The organism is Fictibacillus arsenicus, assembly GCF_001642935.1.
Taxonomy (GTDB): domain Bacteria; phylum Bacillota; class Bacilli; order Bacillales; family Fictibacillaceae; genus Fictibacillus; species Fictibacillus arsenicus_B.
This window is the reverse complement of sequence record NZ_CP016761.1, coordinates 326,704-341,283: the sequence shown is the minus strand read 5'-3', so window position 1 is coordinate 341,283 and position 14,580 is coordinate 326,704. Positions and strand designations below refer to the sequence as shown.

The following is a 14,580-nucleotide window of genomic DNA, read 5'->3' as shown; positions in this document are numbered from 1 at the left end:
ATTCCATAAAAACTATGCGGTGGCGGTTGATAAAAGAAGGATAAAGAAAAAAAGCATTTGCCACAATAGTGACAAATGCTATTTAAAAGGAAACGCTTTAACAGTATGTCCATTTCGCCCTTTTGTCGTGTCGGCTGAAGATAACGAATTAAGTATAGCTTCTTCCGCCGCTTCTGCAGCAGCCGTGAAGAATTCGTTCATCACAGGAAGATCTTCTCTGAGCTGAGTACGGATTTCAGTTTCTTTTTCATTAAAATGAGGGATTTTATGTGCGGTAGAAAAAGCAATCACAATATCCCCGCTGCCATTTCCAAAGTGGCTGCCTGTTCGGCCAAGTCCAATCCCGCATCTTTTAGCCACTCGTAAAAGCTGTCTGTCGCTTAAAGGAGCATCTGTCGCGAGGACGATCATAATGGAGCCATCACTCGTTTCCGATAACCCCTCTGTCTCATCATCTTTTAAATGAGAGTATTTAAATTCTTCCTCCTTGCCAAAATTACTAAGCACGAGGCAGCCTAACGTGTACTCAGATACGATGCGCGAAGAGGTTCCAATTCCGCCTTTATGACCAAAGCAGATCATTCCTTTTCCAGCACCGACTGCACCTTCCACCACAGCTTCATCCGTTGCCTTTCTAATAGCCTCGATCGCATGCTCCGGTTTTACAGGAAAATGGCGGATCGAATTCAGATAGCTGTCATTGCATTCTCCTACGACGACGTTCACCGTTCCCGTCGTGTCGCCAATCTCAGGGTTTTGTTTCAGCATGTACTCCAGCGTTCCTTGCGTAACAGCCGGCACGCCAAACGTGTTGGTCAGCATGATCGGAGACTCCAAAACTCCCAGTTCATTCAGCTGAACTAACCCAGTCGTTTTACCAAAACCATTAATAACATAGCTGGCCGCGGTTACTTTTTCTTGAAAGGGGCTGCCTTCGTGCGGCAGGATTGCCGTAACACCTGTGCACGCGTAATCTGTATCATTAATCGGATAATCTAGCGTGACATGACCGACCTTTACACCATCTACATCTGTTATACAGTTTTTGTTCCCTGGAGAAAGCGTTCCTATCAATATTCCTCTGTCCCGAACCTTCATTACCTTACACCTCTAGTATTTATTTTGGAAGATAGTTTAAGAAGTTCCGATGTGCAAATCCTTTTACTTCGTCTTCTGAATAATGTTTTAAAAGTTCATTAATTAAGTTCTGTGTTTTAGAAGCGTCCTCTAGATCCACGATATGTGAAGCAATTCCGTCAAAATCTGATCCAAGTCCGATCTGCTTCACACCGCCAAGCCCACAGAAATGATCGATATGCTTAATTAAATCAGAGATGCTGGATGAACCTTCACTCTTTGTAAAAGGCGGGTTATAAACAACATGAACAACTCCACCTTTTTGGAACATTTCTTTTGCCATCTCATCAGTCAGGTTGCGTGGATGATCACACAAAGCACGTGAATTTGAATGGCTTGCTAAAGGATACTTTGCAATTTCCATTACGTCCCAGAATGCACGGTCACATAGGTGGGATACGTCGGTTAGGATTTTATGTTTGTTATTAAACTGCACGATTTCTTTTCCGAACAAGGTCAGTCCTGCGCCACGAGGTTCTTGTGCCCCGTCAGCCGCAAGATTTGCATGATTCCAAGTCAGTCCGATCAGCCGAACGCCAAGCTGATAAAGAATGTTGAGCTTTGTTAGGTCATCACCGATCGCTTCAACACCTTCAAGCGTCAGCACCGCACCGATCTCACCATCTTTTATAGCGGCGAGTTCACTCCAATCTTTCACATGCTTCATCTCCGGATTTTTCCCGAGGACATCACTATAAAAATAATTAATCTGATCTAAAGCAGCCTGAAACTTTTGATCTGATGGTATGAAAGGTTCTACAAAGACCGCAAAGAACTGAACCTTTACTTTTCCTTTTTGAAGCCTATTTTTATTTGTTGAAAGCTCAGGTGCATCGACATATCGCAAACTCCCCTTTGTTTCCCAGAGTTTTAGTAATGCATCACAATGTAAGTCAATGACATTCATTTGTAATCCCACCGTTCATTTGATAATTTTTTAATCATTATAAGGATAAGAGCAGTTAAATATAATCCCTATCTAATAAAAGAATACGTTTAGTTGAAAATTATTTTTGTTATAATGTAAAGTATACTTTAGTTTACATATAAGGAAAGGCTTGATATGGGATGGAGAATAGTTCTTCTAATTTTATTAAAACAATCATCCAAAACGATCTGGAATCCGGAAAGCACAAAAAAATAGTTACACGCTTCCCTCCAGAACCTAATGGATATCTTCATATTGGACATGCAAAATCGATCGTTATTAACTTCGGACTCGCTGATGAGTTTGGCGGGGAAACAAACCTGCGTTTTGATGATACAAACCCATTAAAGGAAGATCAAGAATACGTTGATGCTATCAAGAAAGATGTTGAATGGCTAGGGTTCGAATGGGAAAACCTTCGTTTTGCTTCCGACTACTTTGAAGAAATGTACACGCGCGCTGTACTCCTAATTAAAAAAGGCAAAGCATACGTGGATGATCTTAACGCTGATGAAATCCGCGAATATCGCGGGACATTAACTGAGCCTGGTAAAGAAAGTCCTTACCGCAGCCGCTCTGTTGAAGAGAACTTAGATCTTTTTGACCGTATGCGTAAAGGCGAGTTCGAAAACGGACAGAAGGTTCTTCGCGCCAAAATCGATATGAGTTCGCCAAACATTAACTTGCGCGATCCGGTTATTTACCGCGTATCTCATGCTACTCACCACAACACTGGTGACACTTGGTGCATCTATCCGATGTATGCGTTCGCTCATCCGATCGAGGATGCGATTGAAGGTGTGACTCACTCGCTTTGTACGACTGAGTTTGAAGACCAGCGTCCTCTTTACAACTGGGTAGTGGAAGAGTGCGAGATGGAAAGCCAGCCTCAGCAAATCGAGTTCGGCCGTTTAGGTCTGATCAATACCGTAATGAGTAAGCGTAAGCTAAAACAGCTTGTAGATGAAGGATATGTGGACGGATGGGATGATCCGCGCATGCCGACGATCTCTGGTTTGCGCCGTAAAGGATATACACCTGAATCTATCGTTGAATTTGTAAAAGCGGTTGGTGTATCGAAAGGTTCTGGTGCTGCTGATACAGCAATGCTTGAACACTTCATCCGTGAAGACTTAAAAGTAAAAGCACCTCGTACGATGGGTATCGTTGATCCGCTTAAAGTGGTCATTACGAATTATCCTGAAGGACAAGTTGAAATGCTGGATGCTGAGATCAATCCTGAGAATGAAGAAATGGGAACACGCCAGATTCCGTTCTCTCGTGAAATTTATATTGAGCGTGAAGACTTTATGGAGAACCCTCCGAAAAAGTACTTCCGTCTCTTCCCTGGAAACGAAGTACGCTTAAAGCATGCATACTTCATTAAATGCGAAGATTTCATAAAAGATGAAGACGGAAACGTGGTTGAGCTTCATTGTACGTATGATGTTGAAACGAAGTCAGGTACTGGTTTTACTGGCCGTAAAGTAAAAGGAACACTTCACTGGGTTGAAGCTACACAAGCAGTTCCTGCGGAGTTCCGTCTATATGAGCCATTAATTCTGGATGCAGACATGGAAAACGAAGAAGACAGCGAAGGTAAAACATTCTTGGATTACGTGAACAAAGATTCTCTTATCGTAAAACAAGGATTTATCGAGGCGAACATGAAGGACGCACAACCGCATGACAAGTTCCAGTTCTTCCGCCACGGCTACTTCAACGTAGATCCAAAGCATACAACAGATGACAAAATCGTATTTAACCAAATCGTTTCATTGAAGAGTTCGTTTAAACTTTAATGACATATAAAAAGCAGGTTTCCGTCTGGGAACCTGCTTTTTAATTTGATTTATAGAGAGCAAAATTGAACTTATGAGCCTTCAATTTTTTTATGAGCCTTCAAAACTTTTTATGATCCTACAAATTTTTTTATGATCCTTTAAAATTTTTTATGGTCCTTCAAAAAAAATTATGATCCTTCAAATGAATTTATAGGCTTTTCGACAATGTCTGTCCTATCTTACTGGAGGTCTCTCACCATACTGCAGCTCCCGAATGCTCAACCCAAAGTCCATCTCTAGGTGCGGATAATCTTTAAAACCAACCCAGTCTCCGCCCCATTCAAAGCCTAACTCTTTTCCAATACTCACAACTTCCATCCAATCTGACTTTTCATTCTTATTATCATCCCGCTCTAAGTCCCATACCACAGTTCCGTCTTTCAACTGAAGCGCAAAATCAATAGCCAGCCCGTAATTATGATACGACTCCCCGCCTTCTACATGTGTCACAACGGTTCCTTCCGTACTTCTTCCGCGCTCATAAAGCTCATCCTGCTCTTCAGCTGAACGGAAATCATCTGTTATCACAATCGTAATGCCTTTTTGGGCAGCTCTCTGAATCAGCTGATCTCTTTTTTCAGCAACGATCGGGTGGATCTCAGTTGGCATCGGCACATTCTTTTTTCTCATCTCATCTATAATTAAAAAAACTAAAAATCCTAACAAGGTCACAAATACTACTCTTATTATCCATTTCACCGAAGCAAATCCCCCCAGAATCTAGCATTCTATTTTCATTTTAACGTATATGTACTGGAAATGTTTCACCCTACTCTATATCTATGAAAAGAAGACATGAAAAAAGACCAGGTTTGACCCCAGTCTAGTAAAAAAGATTATTTTTCTTTTGAAGCAAGTGCTTGTGCCAGATTTGATTTAACAGAAACTTGGTCGAAAGAGAGTCCGAGCTGCGTTGCAGTTAAGGCAATTTCAGGTCTGATTCCTGATAGTGTAGATTTTACGCCGATTAATCCGAGCGTTTCTATTAAAGAGAAAATCTGCTGGGCAACCATCGTATCAATTATGAGAACACCTGATAAGTCTATTAAAAGATGTGAGATTCCTTTTTCAGAACATTGCTCTAATGTATTTTCTACAATAAGCTTTGCCCTTGCCGTATCAATCACACCGATCAACGGAAGCAGACCCATATGATTATTGAGAGCAATTACCGGAGAGCTCAATTCATTAATCATTTCTTGCTGTGCAATCAATTTCTCTTCGCTGTACTTTTGGTTTTCTTCAACGAACCAAGTAACAATTTTATTGAAGGTATTAATAATCACATCGTTCCAAGAATCAACAACATTCTGAGAATATTTACCTTCATGAAGATTCACAAATTCTTTAACGAATCCAAGATACTGTCTCTGGACTTTATAGAATTCTTTCATGATTACGGTCACAGGTGTATTTAAGTGCTCATCATCCTTCGCAATCATGACTACCCATTGTTCAAAGTCCTTTAGAAATTCGGTCTCCTCTTTAATAAAGACTTCACAAAAATGAAGGTGAAATTCATGATTCTGCTTTTTTAGTGTAGCAATGGTTTCGGGATTAGTAGAAGCATAGACTCCCGCAGCTTTGCTTTTATCGATAGAAGCATACCATTCCTCAGTCATTTGCCATGTCTTATCTATTAAAAAAGAATGCAGTTCCTTGTCTCTATGCATTTCTTTTACACTCTCCCCAATCTGCCATTTTTCTCTATCATATATCGACATTGAAGTCTTTACAATTTTTAGGTTTCTTTAATCTTCATCCTTTGCATCCCAGTCTTCTGGAATCGGTTCACTTAAATATTCCTCTACTAATTTCTTATATTTTTCAAGCTGTTCAAAGTGTGTGTTGAACTGCTCCTTGTTAATCAGATGCTGTGTTCCGTCAAAGATTGTACGGATTTTCTTTTGCTGAATTAAACTTTCGACAACCTCTTCAGGCATAGACAGATATTCTGCCGTTTCTTTTATTGTAAGGTACATAATTTTTATCTTCCCTTGTTTAACATTTGTTTAACCTTAGCTTACCGCAAGAACCAAGCTCATTCAAAATACCCAGAAAAAGCCATTCCGAATCTATTGAAATGATCTTTGTTTCATTAACAGTTGATTGCTCATTATCAAGGCGAACAATAACAAGATAGCATCTACAAATCCATATGCTAAATCATAACTTCCTATGTGGAATAGAAAGCTTCCTAATAGCGGTCCGACTGACATCTCCATATAGCGAAAGAAATTATATGCGCCAATTGCAGTCGCACGGTTCGTTTGAAATTCCTGTGTAAGCAATGCTGTCTGCACAGGCAGAGACATCCCCAAAAACAATCCAAATAAACTAATAGATACAATTAACATACTTAGTGAAACATCTGATACCAAGATGAAAAACAATAGTGAAAGGACATTAAGAAAAGCAGTGCCTACAACTACTTTTCTTTCGTCAAAGTTTCGCAGCTTTCCGCCGATGAAGCTTCCAACAACAATTCCCAGTGATAATGGAAGAAATACAAGTCCTTTTTGCTCTGCAGATAAGCCATAACGCTCACTCATGATTCCCGGTAAAAACACCAGAAAATTATACAGCGCGTAATATTGGATAAATCCGATCCCGATTACTGAAAATCCTATCCGGTTTTTAAGAATGTTAATAAAATCTGTGAACTTAAAATTTTGTTTCTTATTTTCTTTTGGTTTAGTTTCTTTCAAATAAACAAAGTTACCTGCAAAAACGATCAACCCAACACATAATAAAGCGATAAAGATCATATGAAAATCAAACGAACCGCTTAAGAACCCCCCAGCAACTGGGCCGAGGACCGGACCAAGCGATACCATCATCTGAAAGGTTCCCATGGGCTGAATACGGTCTTTTCCTTCAAATAAATCACCTATAACCGTTACAGCAACAACAGAACCCGCTGCAATACCAACTGCTTGCAAAGAACGGAAAACTAACAAGGACTCAATAGCCCCAGAAAGAAAACAGCCAATAGTTGCGATTAAATAGATTAAGATACCAGCCAGCATTACTTTCCGCCGTCCTATAGAATCCGTTAGCGGCCCATAAACCATCTGCATGAGTGCTAAGAAAATTGTATAAATGGAAATCGAAAAATTAACTAAAAAAGAAGTAGTATGAAGTTCTTTTGTCACCTCTGGAATGAGAGGAACATAAATCGTCTGTGAAAAGGGACCAAGGAAAGCGGCAAAAGCGACAAGATAAACCAATAAAGTTCGGTGCTTCAATCTGAAAACTCCTTGCTGTATGAAATAAAAAAGTCTGCTGAAATAGCTCCAGACAGACTCACACCAACATTTGAACTCTTAAATTATACACCTGATTAATCTTTTTAAAAAAGATTAGCATTTTATAGAATATATTCGCATGTCAGCAATAAAGAGATCAACATCTGTAACATCAACTTTTTCTGCTGGAGTTTTTAATTCTTATAATAACTTTTTAGTACATTGGATATAGATCACACAGTGACACTCCTTTAAAAACTAAACATCCAACACCAACATATCTGACTTCGCACGTGAAACACAAGTTAAAATCCTTGATTGGCTTTGTTTTTGTTCTTCACTCAAAAAAGAATCATAGTGTGCAATTTCTCCCTCTAAAACCCGGAGTTCACACGTACCGCACCTGCCGACTCTGCATGAATAAGGTGCTTTTATTCCTTTGTTCAGGAGGGCTTCTAGCAAAGTTTGATCCCTCGCAACCTCTACAAGAGTTCCATCTTTTAGTTGAACCTTAAAAGGTACCATGTTTTTTGGCTGCGGCGGGGTAAACCGCTCCATATGTACAGCTGATGCCGGATAGCCTAATTGATACGCTGATTCAGTTAAGTCAGCGATAAATGACTCAGGACCACAAAAATAAACGTGAGTTCCAATAGCGTGTTCTTCTAAGGAAGATGAATCTATCCGCTGCTTTTTATTAGAAAAATAAAAGCGGCATTGTTTTGGATAATGCTCCTGAAGAAATTCATAGAATGCACAAGCTTCCTCCGTTTTAGAAGCATAGTGAAGTTCGAATGAAGAACCTCTGGATTGAAGTTCATTCATCATTGATAAAAATGGGGTAATTCCAATTCCTGCTGCATAAAAAACATGATGCTTCGCTTTAAAGCTAAGTGGAAAATGATTCTTTGGATAGCTGATTTGGAGTTGATCGCCGACTTTCATTTTTTCATGCCAATATCGTGAACCTCCTCTTGAAGTATCACTTAACCTGACAGCAATTTGATAATGTTTAGTATCATCGGGATTACTAGTTAAAGAGTATTGTCTGACAAGCAATTCTCCATCTTCAATATATGTAGAAATATGAGCCCCGCCTGAAAACTTAGGGAGCAATTCTTCATTAACTGAAGCCAATGTAAACCTCCTTATAAATTCAGTTTCCTGCTCAATCGCTTTAACATAAACCGGAATCGTTTTCTCTTTATACAAAACACCCACTCCTAAAGTTTTGACACATATCCTAAGAAGGCATTATGAAAAACTGAGTAATGATCGGATATCGATAGTTCTAAACCGCATTGGCTACAAAGAATATCAGCTTGAACATCAGCCGTTTCATTCATACCATGACAACGGCAGCAAAAAATTCTCTTCACTTTTTTCCCATACCCGATGTATTGCGTTTCTTCCTCAGTAAAACCTATTTCTTCAGCAGTCTTTCTAACTTTCTCCAGTTCCGCATAAGGTAATGCTACATAGAGGTGCGTCCCCATTTTTTGCTTCTTTAACAATTCGCCTAGCTCCAAACAATCTTGGTTTTCTTCAATTTTAAATATTTCATAAGGTCGTCCTTCTTCTTTTACCTGTTCTATTACATTGAATAAAAGCTTCATGCCCTCTAGATCGCTACAGAACACATACTTTCTTTTACCAGGAACAAAAACTGCTTCGGTCATACAACTTTCCCGCTTTCTAGCTGTTCACTTAAATATTTTAGAACCTCATTTTTATAAAGAGAAATCCCTTTGTAATCGGTTATATGCGGTGGAAGTTCTGATAGAATGTCATGAAACTGCTTCAACCATTCCCGGTTAGAAACTAGATTTTCAAGAGAAAGCAAATGAGTGTGAATCGTAAAAAGAATACTGTTCGTTCGAGGCAATCTGAACAGCTTCTGCACTTCTACACGAATATGAACAAGCTCTCCTGCATTCTCTTTTGTCACCTGTTTACGAAGTTTCCCCCACTGATCAAATGTCTCAAGAGAAGTGTCCAGCCTGTCTCCAGCCATCAGCGACCAGTTTTTCCTCTCCCATGGGTTGCCAACTTCAAGCCTCATAAGGAATTGCAGAATTCGATCATCCAGTCCTTCTTCTTTAAATCCGGGAATTGGGTGGTGAATGCTCTTAAACTTCATGCCTAAGTTAAACGCAAGCGACCAGTTAGCAGGAAAACAAAGCTGACCTGCATCGAGATACAGATCACCGTCCCGCTGCATCATAAGTATCAAATCCTCTTGCACGTGCCTGCTTATAAAAGCTAAAGGCTCCTCAGGCAATGTTGATTCACCGCCAAACGTGAACTCCTGCTTTTCTTCTAAAATTTTATTGTTAAATGTCCATTTTGAACCATTTTTTTCTACCGAAAACTGATCTGGATACTGAGCAGCAAGATGATCAATCACCAGCTCAACAATCTCCCACTGTCCAGTAATGGTGTGTGGTAGTGATTGATAGCAGCGTTCAGCATGATGATTCAAAAGAGTACGCTTTAATTGCATCTCTTCTTTATAATCTGGGGTGACTTCAACACAAAGTGGCGTCTTCATAGGTATAGAGTTATTGGAGTAGCGGTAGGTTGAACCTTTAAATGGATAAGGAAAGCTCTCTAGATTATCAATCCACTTCATGTCTTCACCCTTTACAGAATATTCTTATAACTTTAATTGTATAGATTTTAGATATGAAAGACTAGGAAATTATGAAAAACGCAATTCATTTATCACCACATAATTTATGTTGTTAGTATTAATTACTTGTAAAAAAGATTAATAAAACATTTTATGCCCATGAAATAAATATTCTATTACGAACACTTTTATTAAATTCTGAATTTTAGAAAAAACTGTCTGTCATCATAAAATAAAAAGGAGACAAAAATGAAAAAATTTGGTTTACGTCATTGCACACCGAAAATATTCTTATGGTTTGGATTGATATCACTGTTCTTTCCAGCTAAGAGCATTGAAGCCGCCTCGCCTCCGACTTCAAGCTCAAGCTATTACATGGACACGATTGATACCGTCACTCTTTATGAAATGGGCTACCAAAAAGGACGTGCAGATTTTAGTAAAGCTGGGACACAGCAAAGCATCGTCATTCTTGACTTTGGTGGCCAGCCTTCACCCACTACTGTTTCACTTAGAGGAATGCCTGATGCCACTCTCGATCAAGTAAAAAATGCGGTACAAGCCTATTCCCGAGGTTATTGGAAAGGAACGGGATCTGATAACTATTCGACTGTTCAAGTGATCGTTGGAACGAATAATTCGTATACCGTAACAAATGAAGGCGGCCGAAACTTTGCAAATATGATAGATGCCATCAATGCCCATAACACAGCAAACTCCTATTCTGACCAAGTAGAAGTGGATGGCGGGAATGATATGGAGCCTGGCTATGATGATACGGTCAGCACGAGAGACTGGGTAAAAGGTTATGATGCAGTTAATAGCTATTCTCTTTACAATTATGGAAGTGCTGACGGATGCTACCATACAAACACGAACACCGGAACAACTAATTATTCTTGTAATAACGGATGGACCTATAACGATATTTATTACATTTCATGGGGAGCATCTCCAGCATGGCCACTTCCACAAATTTATGATAATAGCGGAGATATGGCAGAACAGTGGCAAAACATCAACAAGTACTCCGCTGTTTCACAAAACAACCAGATGAAATTTGGAGCTTCCTTAACCCAAGCCGGAGCCTGCCAAGATGTTGGCTGTCATTGGGAACTTGACAATACACCCAGCCAGGGCTGGACACAGTTAATCAATGAGCTAAACAGTGATTCCATTACAGCTGAATCAACTAAATTTCCTATTCTATCAACGGATATTCAGTGGCACTAATATATAGGTAAAGGAGTGAAGGAAATGAATAAAATTTGGATCGCATTTCTAACTGTAGGAGTACTATCTTGTGCGGGAATTAGCTATTATCATGTTTCTGCTTCTAATACAGAATATGGCGCTTTGCCAAAAGAAAAACAGGAGATCCAGGAACGAAAAGACAAAAATAAAATTAAAGCAAAAAACGACAGTATTACAAAAAATAACACGAATGATGGTCCACTTGTTATCCAAAAAGACCGTACCGTAACACCTCAAATCATCAAAAAAATAGAAGACCAAGTAAATGATCAACGTATTCGGTTCACGAATGGCTGGGTCAGTCCGGTTAACCATCAGGAAATGAATGCCCGCGGGGTAACCGTTGAGACTGGAGCTCTTAAGTCAGATCCCGCTCAAGGTATTGTCGTTGTACTAACAGATGGTGAAAAAAGAAAGTTTGTCGATTCAAAAGAATATAAGACTCCTTCAAAACATGGAGAAGTTAGAGTTATAGATTATGATGGATTCGATCTCACTTTAGAGGCAGAAGACAAAACCAGATGGACCTTTAATGTTCCGACAGGGACTTTTAAATAGGTTTGATTTGATTAGAACAGCATTTTTTCAAAGAAAGAGGCCTAGGAATATTTTTCCTAGGCCTTTTCTTATTTTAAGTAAAATTACCATTTATTCATCTAATGATACATAATCACACAGTTCTATAATCTGCCCTTGCGAATGAACAGGATTCATATAGATTAGTCGGCGTCCAAAAGGGTTGATCCGGTATGTGTCTTTTAAAAAAGTATAGCCTCTGCTTTCAAAATCTTTTATGGTCTCAAGCAGGTTATCTACTTCGTACGCCAAATGATGAACACCTTTACCGTTCTGCCTGATAAAACGCTCAATCGGCGAGGTCCTGCTCGTTGGTTCCAGAAGCTCGATGACCTGGTTTTCCATTTCGATCACAGCGATATGTGTTTCCACACCTGGCTTTTCACTTGTATAACGTTCAGTAAGCTTTCCGCCTAGCACGTTTGTATAAAATTCAATCGCCTCATCTATTCTTCTTACGGCAATGCCTGTATGATCCAGCCGCATTACAGTCACCTCTTCTCTTGTTGAGTAGAATTATAGATTGAAACCTGGCTTTTCGCAAAACAGGTATTTGTTTTTCTATATAAATCATTTAATTCTTATCTTCTCATTACCTTTAATCCACAACGGGTAAAAATCGAGTTCAATGGTGATTGGATTTTGTTCTGTCCTCAGTTCAGGCAATTCAATTCCTACCATTCTTATATTTGATTCTTCATCAGCACTCATAGATTGTGCATGCGATTTGACCTCATTACCTTGTGCATCAGTTATCTTACCAAAACCCATTCCTGAATAGTTAGAACTTTTCTTTACATGAAGATCAAAAACTAACTGACCATATTCTTTTCTTACATTATTAAGTTTATTTCCAGCAGGTTGCTTTAGTATGGCTAGCTTTTCTGTATCTACCACAACTACTGCATTGTCTTTGTCGATGGCTTGAGCACTATTTAAAACCAAATATAATTCTTTCGGTTCTTTAAAATAGTTGCTTTGGAGATAGATTTCTTGATCTGAGTCTTTATCACCAGATGCAGTAACTCCATTTGTAATCTTACCCCATACTTCGTTATATTCATCTACAAGACGGAGATCATCTAGCTGAAGAATTTGCTTTTTATTTGAAGAATCCATTTTTAATTCCACCGCTGCTCTTAACGGATATATGGTTACTTTCTCAACATTAATCTTTTGACCCTCGAGTTCCATTGTTTGATGAATAGCATATTCCTTTTTTTCTTTAAATTCTTTGAGAGTGAATGGAATGGAAAATGATTTTTCTTTTATCTTAAGTTCAACTATATATTCTTTGGGTTCAATAGGGACTTCGAAGAAATATTCGATTTCGCCGCTAAACGTATCTTCTCCTTTTTCTGAAGAATGAGCATCACCGAACGAAATAAATGCTTCATCCAATACGGTTTCGTCTTTAGCTCTAATCTTTACGTTGTCGAACATGATATCTTTTAACTGTTCTTCCGATTCAATTGTATAGAAAATAACAATCCCTTTTTCGTCTGCGATCGTTCCGTCTATTGTAACGGTTAAGTCTCCATTTTTATCTGATACACCTTGTTCTTGATAATATTTATTTTCTAATGCAGCTAATCTCCCTTTATCATCCCGGATGAGTTCAACGATCTTTTCCATACCCGGTATCTCTGAAATGTAACTAGCAAACACAGAAGAAATTCGAATCGATGAAAATAATCCGATGAGTAAAAGAGCTGCTGCTATAAAACTATAGATCCTTTTCTTTTTCCGAGAAGAGTTCCGTTCTTCTAATTTAGCTTTATTAAATCCTCCCATTATTGCGTGATCTAATTTATCAAGTGATACAGGAATGTTGTCATACTCCTTCTTAAAGTCGTTCAGTTGTTCTTCTTCTCTTTTATACATTCAGATTACCTCCTTTCTCCTCAAGTTTTTCCCTTAGTGCTTTCAACGCCTTGTTCAGCCAAGTCTTCACCGTACCTTCTGGACACTGCATCGTCTCGGCAATATCTTTTATTTTCAAATCATGAAAGTATTTTAACGTGAGAATCTCACGCGAACGGTCGTCCAGGCCAAGCATCACGTCTTTAAGTTCCAACTCAGAATGATTCTCTGACACCCCTATGGATTTCAGTACCTCTTCATTTATAACGACTCGCTTTTGTTTTTTAAGCTGATCGTTACAGTAGTTGATCATGATTCGAATGAGCCAAGTTTTGAAATAAGAAACCTCTTTTAATTTTCGAATTCCTTTATAAGCTCGATAGGTTACTTCCTGTATCGCTTCAAGCGCTTCCTCCTCATTCCGTAAAAAGGAGAGCGCGGTTTTATATAAATCGACTTTGTATGTTTGAATGAGCTGCAAAAAAGCATCATCGTTCCCTTTAATCGCTTTTTTAACTAACTGTTCTGTATCCAACTTCTCGCCTCCTAACCTCTACTTATATATTAGACCCTGGAATGTGAAAAAAGTTTTACAAAATAAATAAAAAATTTCTCTTATGTAATCAGAATTTAGCGGTTTCTAAAAAAATGATATGATGATCAAGAGAATTAAAACAATGGAGGATTAAATTGAAGAAGCTTGTTAAAGTAGTTGCTGCTATTATTGAAAATGAAAACAAAGAAATATTATGTGCTCTAAGATCTCCTGACATGCTAATCCCAAATATGTGGGAGTTTCCAGGCGGAAAAGTAGAGCAAGGTGAAGATTTATTTACTGCCCTCAAAAGAGAAATTAAAGAAGAGTTAGGTTGTTCAATTGAAACCATGGAGCTCTTTAATGAGCATACTCATGAATATGAGACCTTTATCATCAATTTGATCGCTATTAAGTGCAAAATAACTGAAGGTTTTCCTGAAGCCAGTGAACATTCTAAATTAATCTGGTTAAAAAGAGAGAATCTTTCCGCATTAAAATGGGCTCCTGCAGACATTCCTGCTGTAGAGCAATTAATAAACGAATAAAAAAGTGTAGACTCT

Annotated in this window: 16 protein-coding genes; 4 read left to right on the top strand and 12 right to left on the bottom strand. The window is 38.7% G+C overall.

Features of this window, described 5'->3' with window-relative positions; all coding sequences use genetic code 11:
* Positions 1–78: 78 nt before the first annotated feature.
* Positions 79–1,098: a DmpA family aminopeptidase gene (locus ABE41_RS01935; protein ID WP_066285959.1), complete on the bottom strand. Its 1,020-nt coding sequence runs from the start codon at positions 1,096–1,098 to the stop codon at positions 79–81.
* Between the two features lie 19 nt (positions 1,099–1,117).
* A complete protein-coding gene (locus ABE41_RS01930; protein WP_066285956.1) occupies positions 1,118–2,044 on the bottom strand; it encodes a dipeptidase in 927 nt (308 codons plus the stop codon).
* 161 nt (positions 2,045–2,205) lie between these two features.
* Here ABE41_RS01930 and ABE41_RS01925 point away from each other — a divergent pair, with 161 nt between their 5' ends.
* Positions 2,206–3,867 (top strand): glutamine--tRNA ligase/YqeY domain fusion protein, encoded by a 1,662-nt coding sequence (locus ABE41_RS01925; protein ID WP_066285954.1) that lies wholly within the window; start codon positions 2,206–2,208, stop codon positions 3,865–3,867.
* Positions 3,868–4,083: 216 nt separating this feature from the next.
* On the opposite strand, the gene ABE41_RS01920 is transcribed toward ABE41_RS01925, so the two are convergent.
* The 7 genes from ABE41_RS01920 to ABE41_RS01890 form a co-directional block, all read right to left on the bottom strand.
* Positions 4,084–4,575, bottom strand: a complete 492-nt coding sequence (locus ABE41_RS01920; protein ID WP_437435465.1) for a M15 family metallopeptidase — start codon at positions 4,573–4,575, stop codon at positions 4,084–4,086.
* Positions 4,576–4,745: 170 nt separating this feature from the next.
* Complete coding sequence (locus ABE41_RS01915) at positions 4,746–5,582, bottom strand: STAS domain-containing protein (RefSeq protein ID WP_066285950.1); 837 nt, start codon at positions 5,580–5,582, stop codon at positions 4,746–4,748.
* Between the two features lie 78 nt (positions 5,583–5,660).
* Entirely contained in the window at positions 5,661–5,891 is a 231-nt protein-coding gene (locus ABE41_RS01910; RefSeq protein WP_066285947.1) for an excisionase family DNA-binding protein, read from the bottom strand.
* A 93-nt stretch (positions 5,892–5,984) separates the two neighbouring features.
* On the bottom strand, positions 5,985–7,157 hold the full coding sequence (locus ABE41_RS01905; RefSeq protein ID WP_066285945.1) for an MFS transporter: 1,173 nt from the start codon (positions 7,155–7,157) through the stop codon (positions 5,985–5,987).
* A gap of 258 nt (positions 7,158–7,415) precedes the next feature.
* Complete coding sequence (locus ABE41_RS01900; protein ID WP_066285943.1) at positions 7,416–8,369, bottom strand: PDR/VanB family oxidoreductase; 954 nt, start codon at positions 8,367–8,369, stop codon at positions 7,416–7,418.
* Positions 8,370–8,380: 11 nt separating this feature from the next.
* Positions 8,381–8,836, bottom strand: a complete 456-nt coding sequence (locus ABE41_RS01895) for a dimethylamine monooxygenase subunit DmmA family protein (protein WP_066285941.1) — start codon at positions 8,834–8,836, stop codon at positions 8,381–8,383.
* Entirely contained in the window at positions 8,833–9,789 is a 957-nt protein-coding gene (locus ABE41_RS01890; protein ID WP_066285939.1) for a heme-dependent oxidative N-demethylase family protein, read from the bottom strand. Before ABE41_RS01890 ends, ABE41_RS01895 begins: the two co-directional genes overlap by 4 nt.
* 249 nt (positions 9,790–10,038) lie before the next feature.
* On the opposite strand from ABE41_RS01890, the gene ABE41_RS01885 reads away from it, so the two are divergent.
* Complete coding sequence (locus tag ABE41_RS01885) at positions 10,039–11,022, top strand: hypothetical protein (protein ID WP_066285937.1); 984 nt, start codon at positions 10,039–10,041, stop codon at positions 11,020–11,022.
* 24 nt (positions 11,023–11,046) lie between these two features.
* Complete coding sequence (locus tag ABE41_RS01880) at positions 11,047–11,601, top strand: hypothetical protein (protein ID WP_066285935.1); 555 nt, start codon at positions 11,047–11,049, stop codon at positions 11,599–11,601.
* A 90-nt stretch (positions 11,602–11,691) separates the two neighbouring features.
* Here the strand turns inward: ABE41_RS01880 and ABE41_RS01875 are convergent, their stop codons facing one another.
* The 3 genes from ABE41_RS01875 to ABE41_RS01865 all read right to left on the bottom strand — a co-directional run bounded on the left by ABE41_RS01875 (position 11,692) and on the right by ABE41_RS01865 (position 14,017).
* The gene (locus tag ABE41_RS01875) at positions 11,692–12,105 is read right to left on the bottom strand and encodes a VOC family protein (RefSeq protein WP_066285933.1); all 414 of its coding nucleotides are present in this window, start codon (positions 12,103–12,105) and stop codon (positions 11,692–11,694) included.
* A gap of 84 nt (positions 12,106–12,189) precedes the next feature.
* A complete protein-coding gene (locus ABE41_RS01870) occupies positions 12,190–13,503 on the bottom strand; it encodes a DUF4179 domain-containing protein (protein ID WP_066285931.1) in 1,314 nt (437 codons plus the stop codon).
* Positions 13,496–14,017: a sigma-70 family RNA polymerase sigma factor gene (locus tag ABE41_RS01865; protein ID WP_066285928.1), complete on the bottom strand. Its 522-nt coding sequence runs from the start codon at positions 14,015–14,017 to the stop codon at positions 13,496–13,498. Before ABE41_RS01865 ends, ABE41_RS01870 begins: the two co-directional genes overlap by 8 nt.
* Before the next feature lie 155 nt (positions 14,018–14,172).
* Between ABE41_RS01865 and ABE41_RS01860 the strand changes: the two genes are divergently transcribed.
* Entirely contained in the window at positions 14,173–14,565 is a 393-nt protein-coding gene (locus tag ABE41_RS01860; RefSeq protein WP_066285926.1) for a (deoxy)nucleoside triphosphate pyrophosphohydrolase, read from the top strand.
* Positions 14,566–14,580 lie beyond the last annotated feature (15 nt).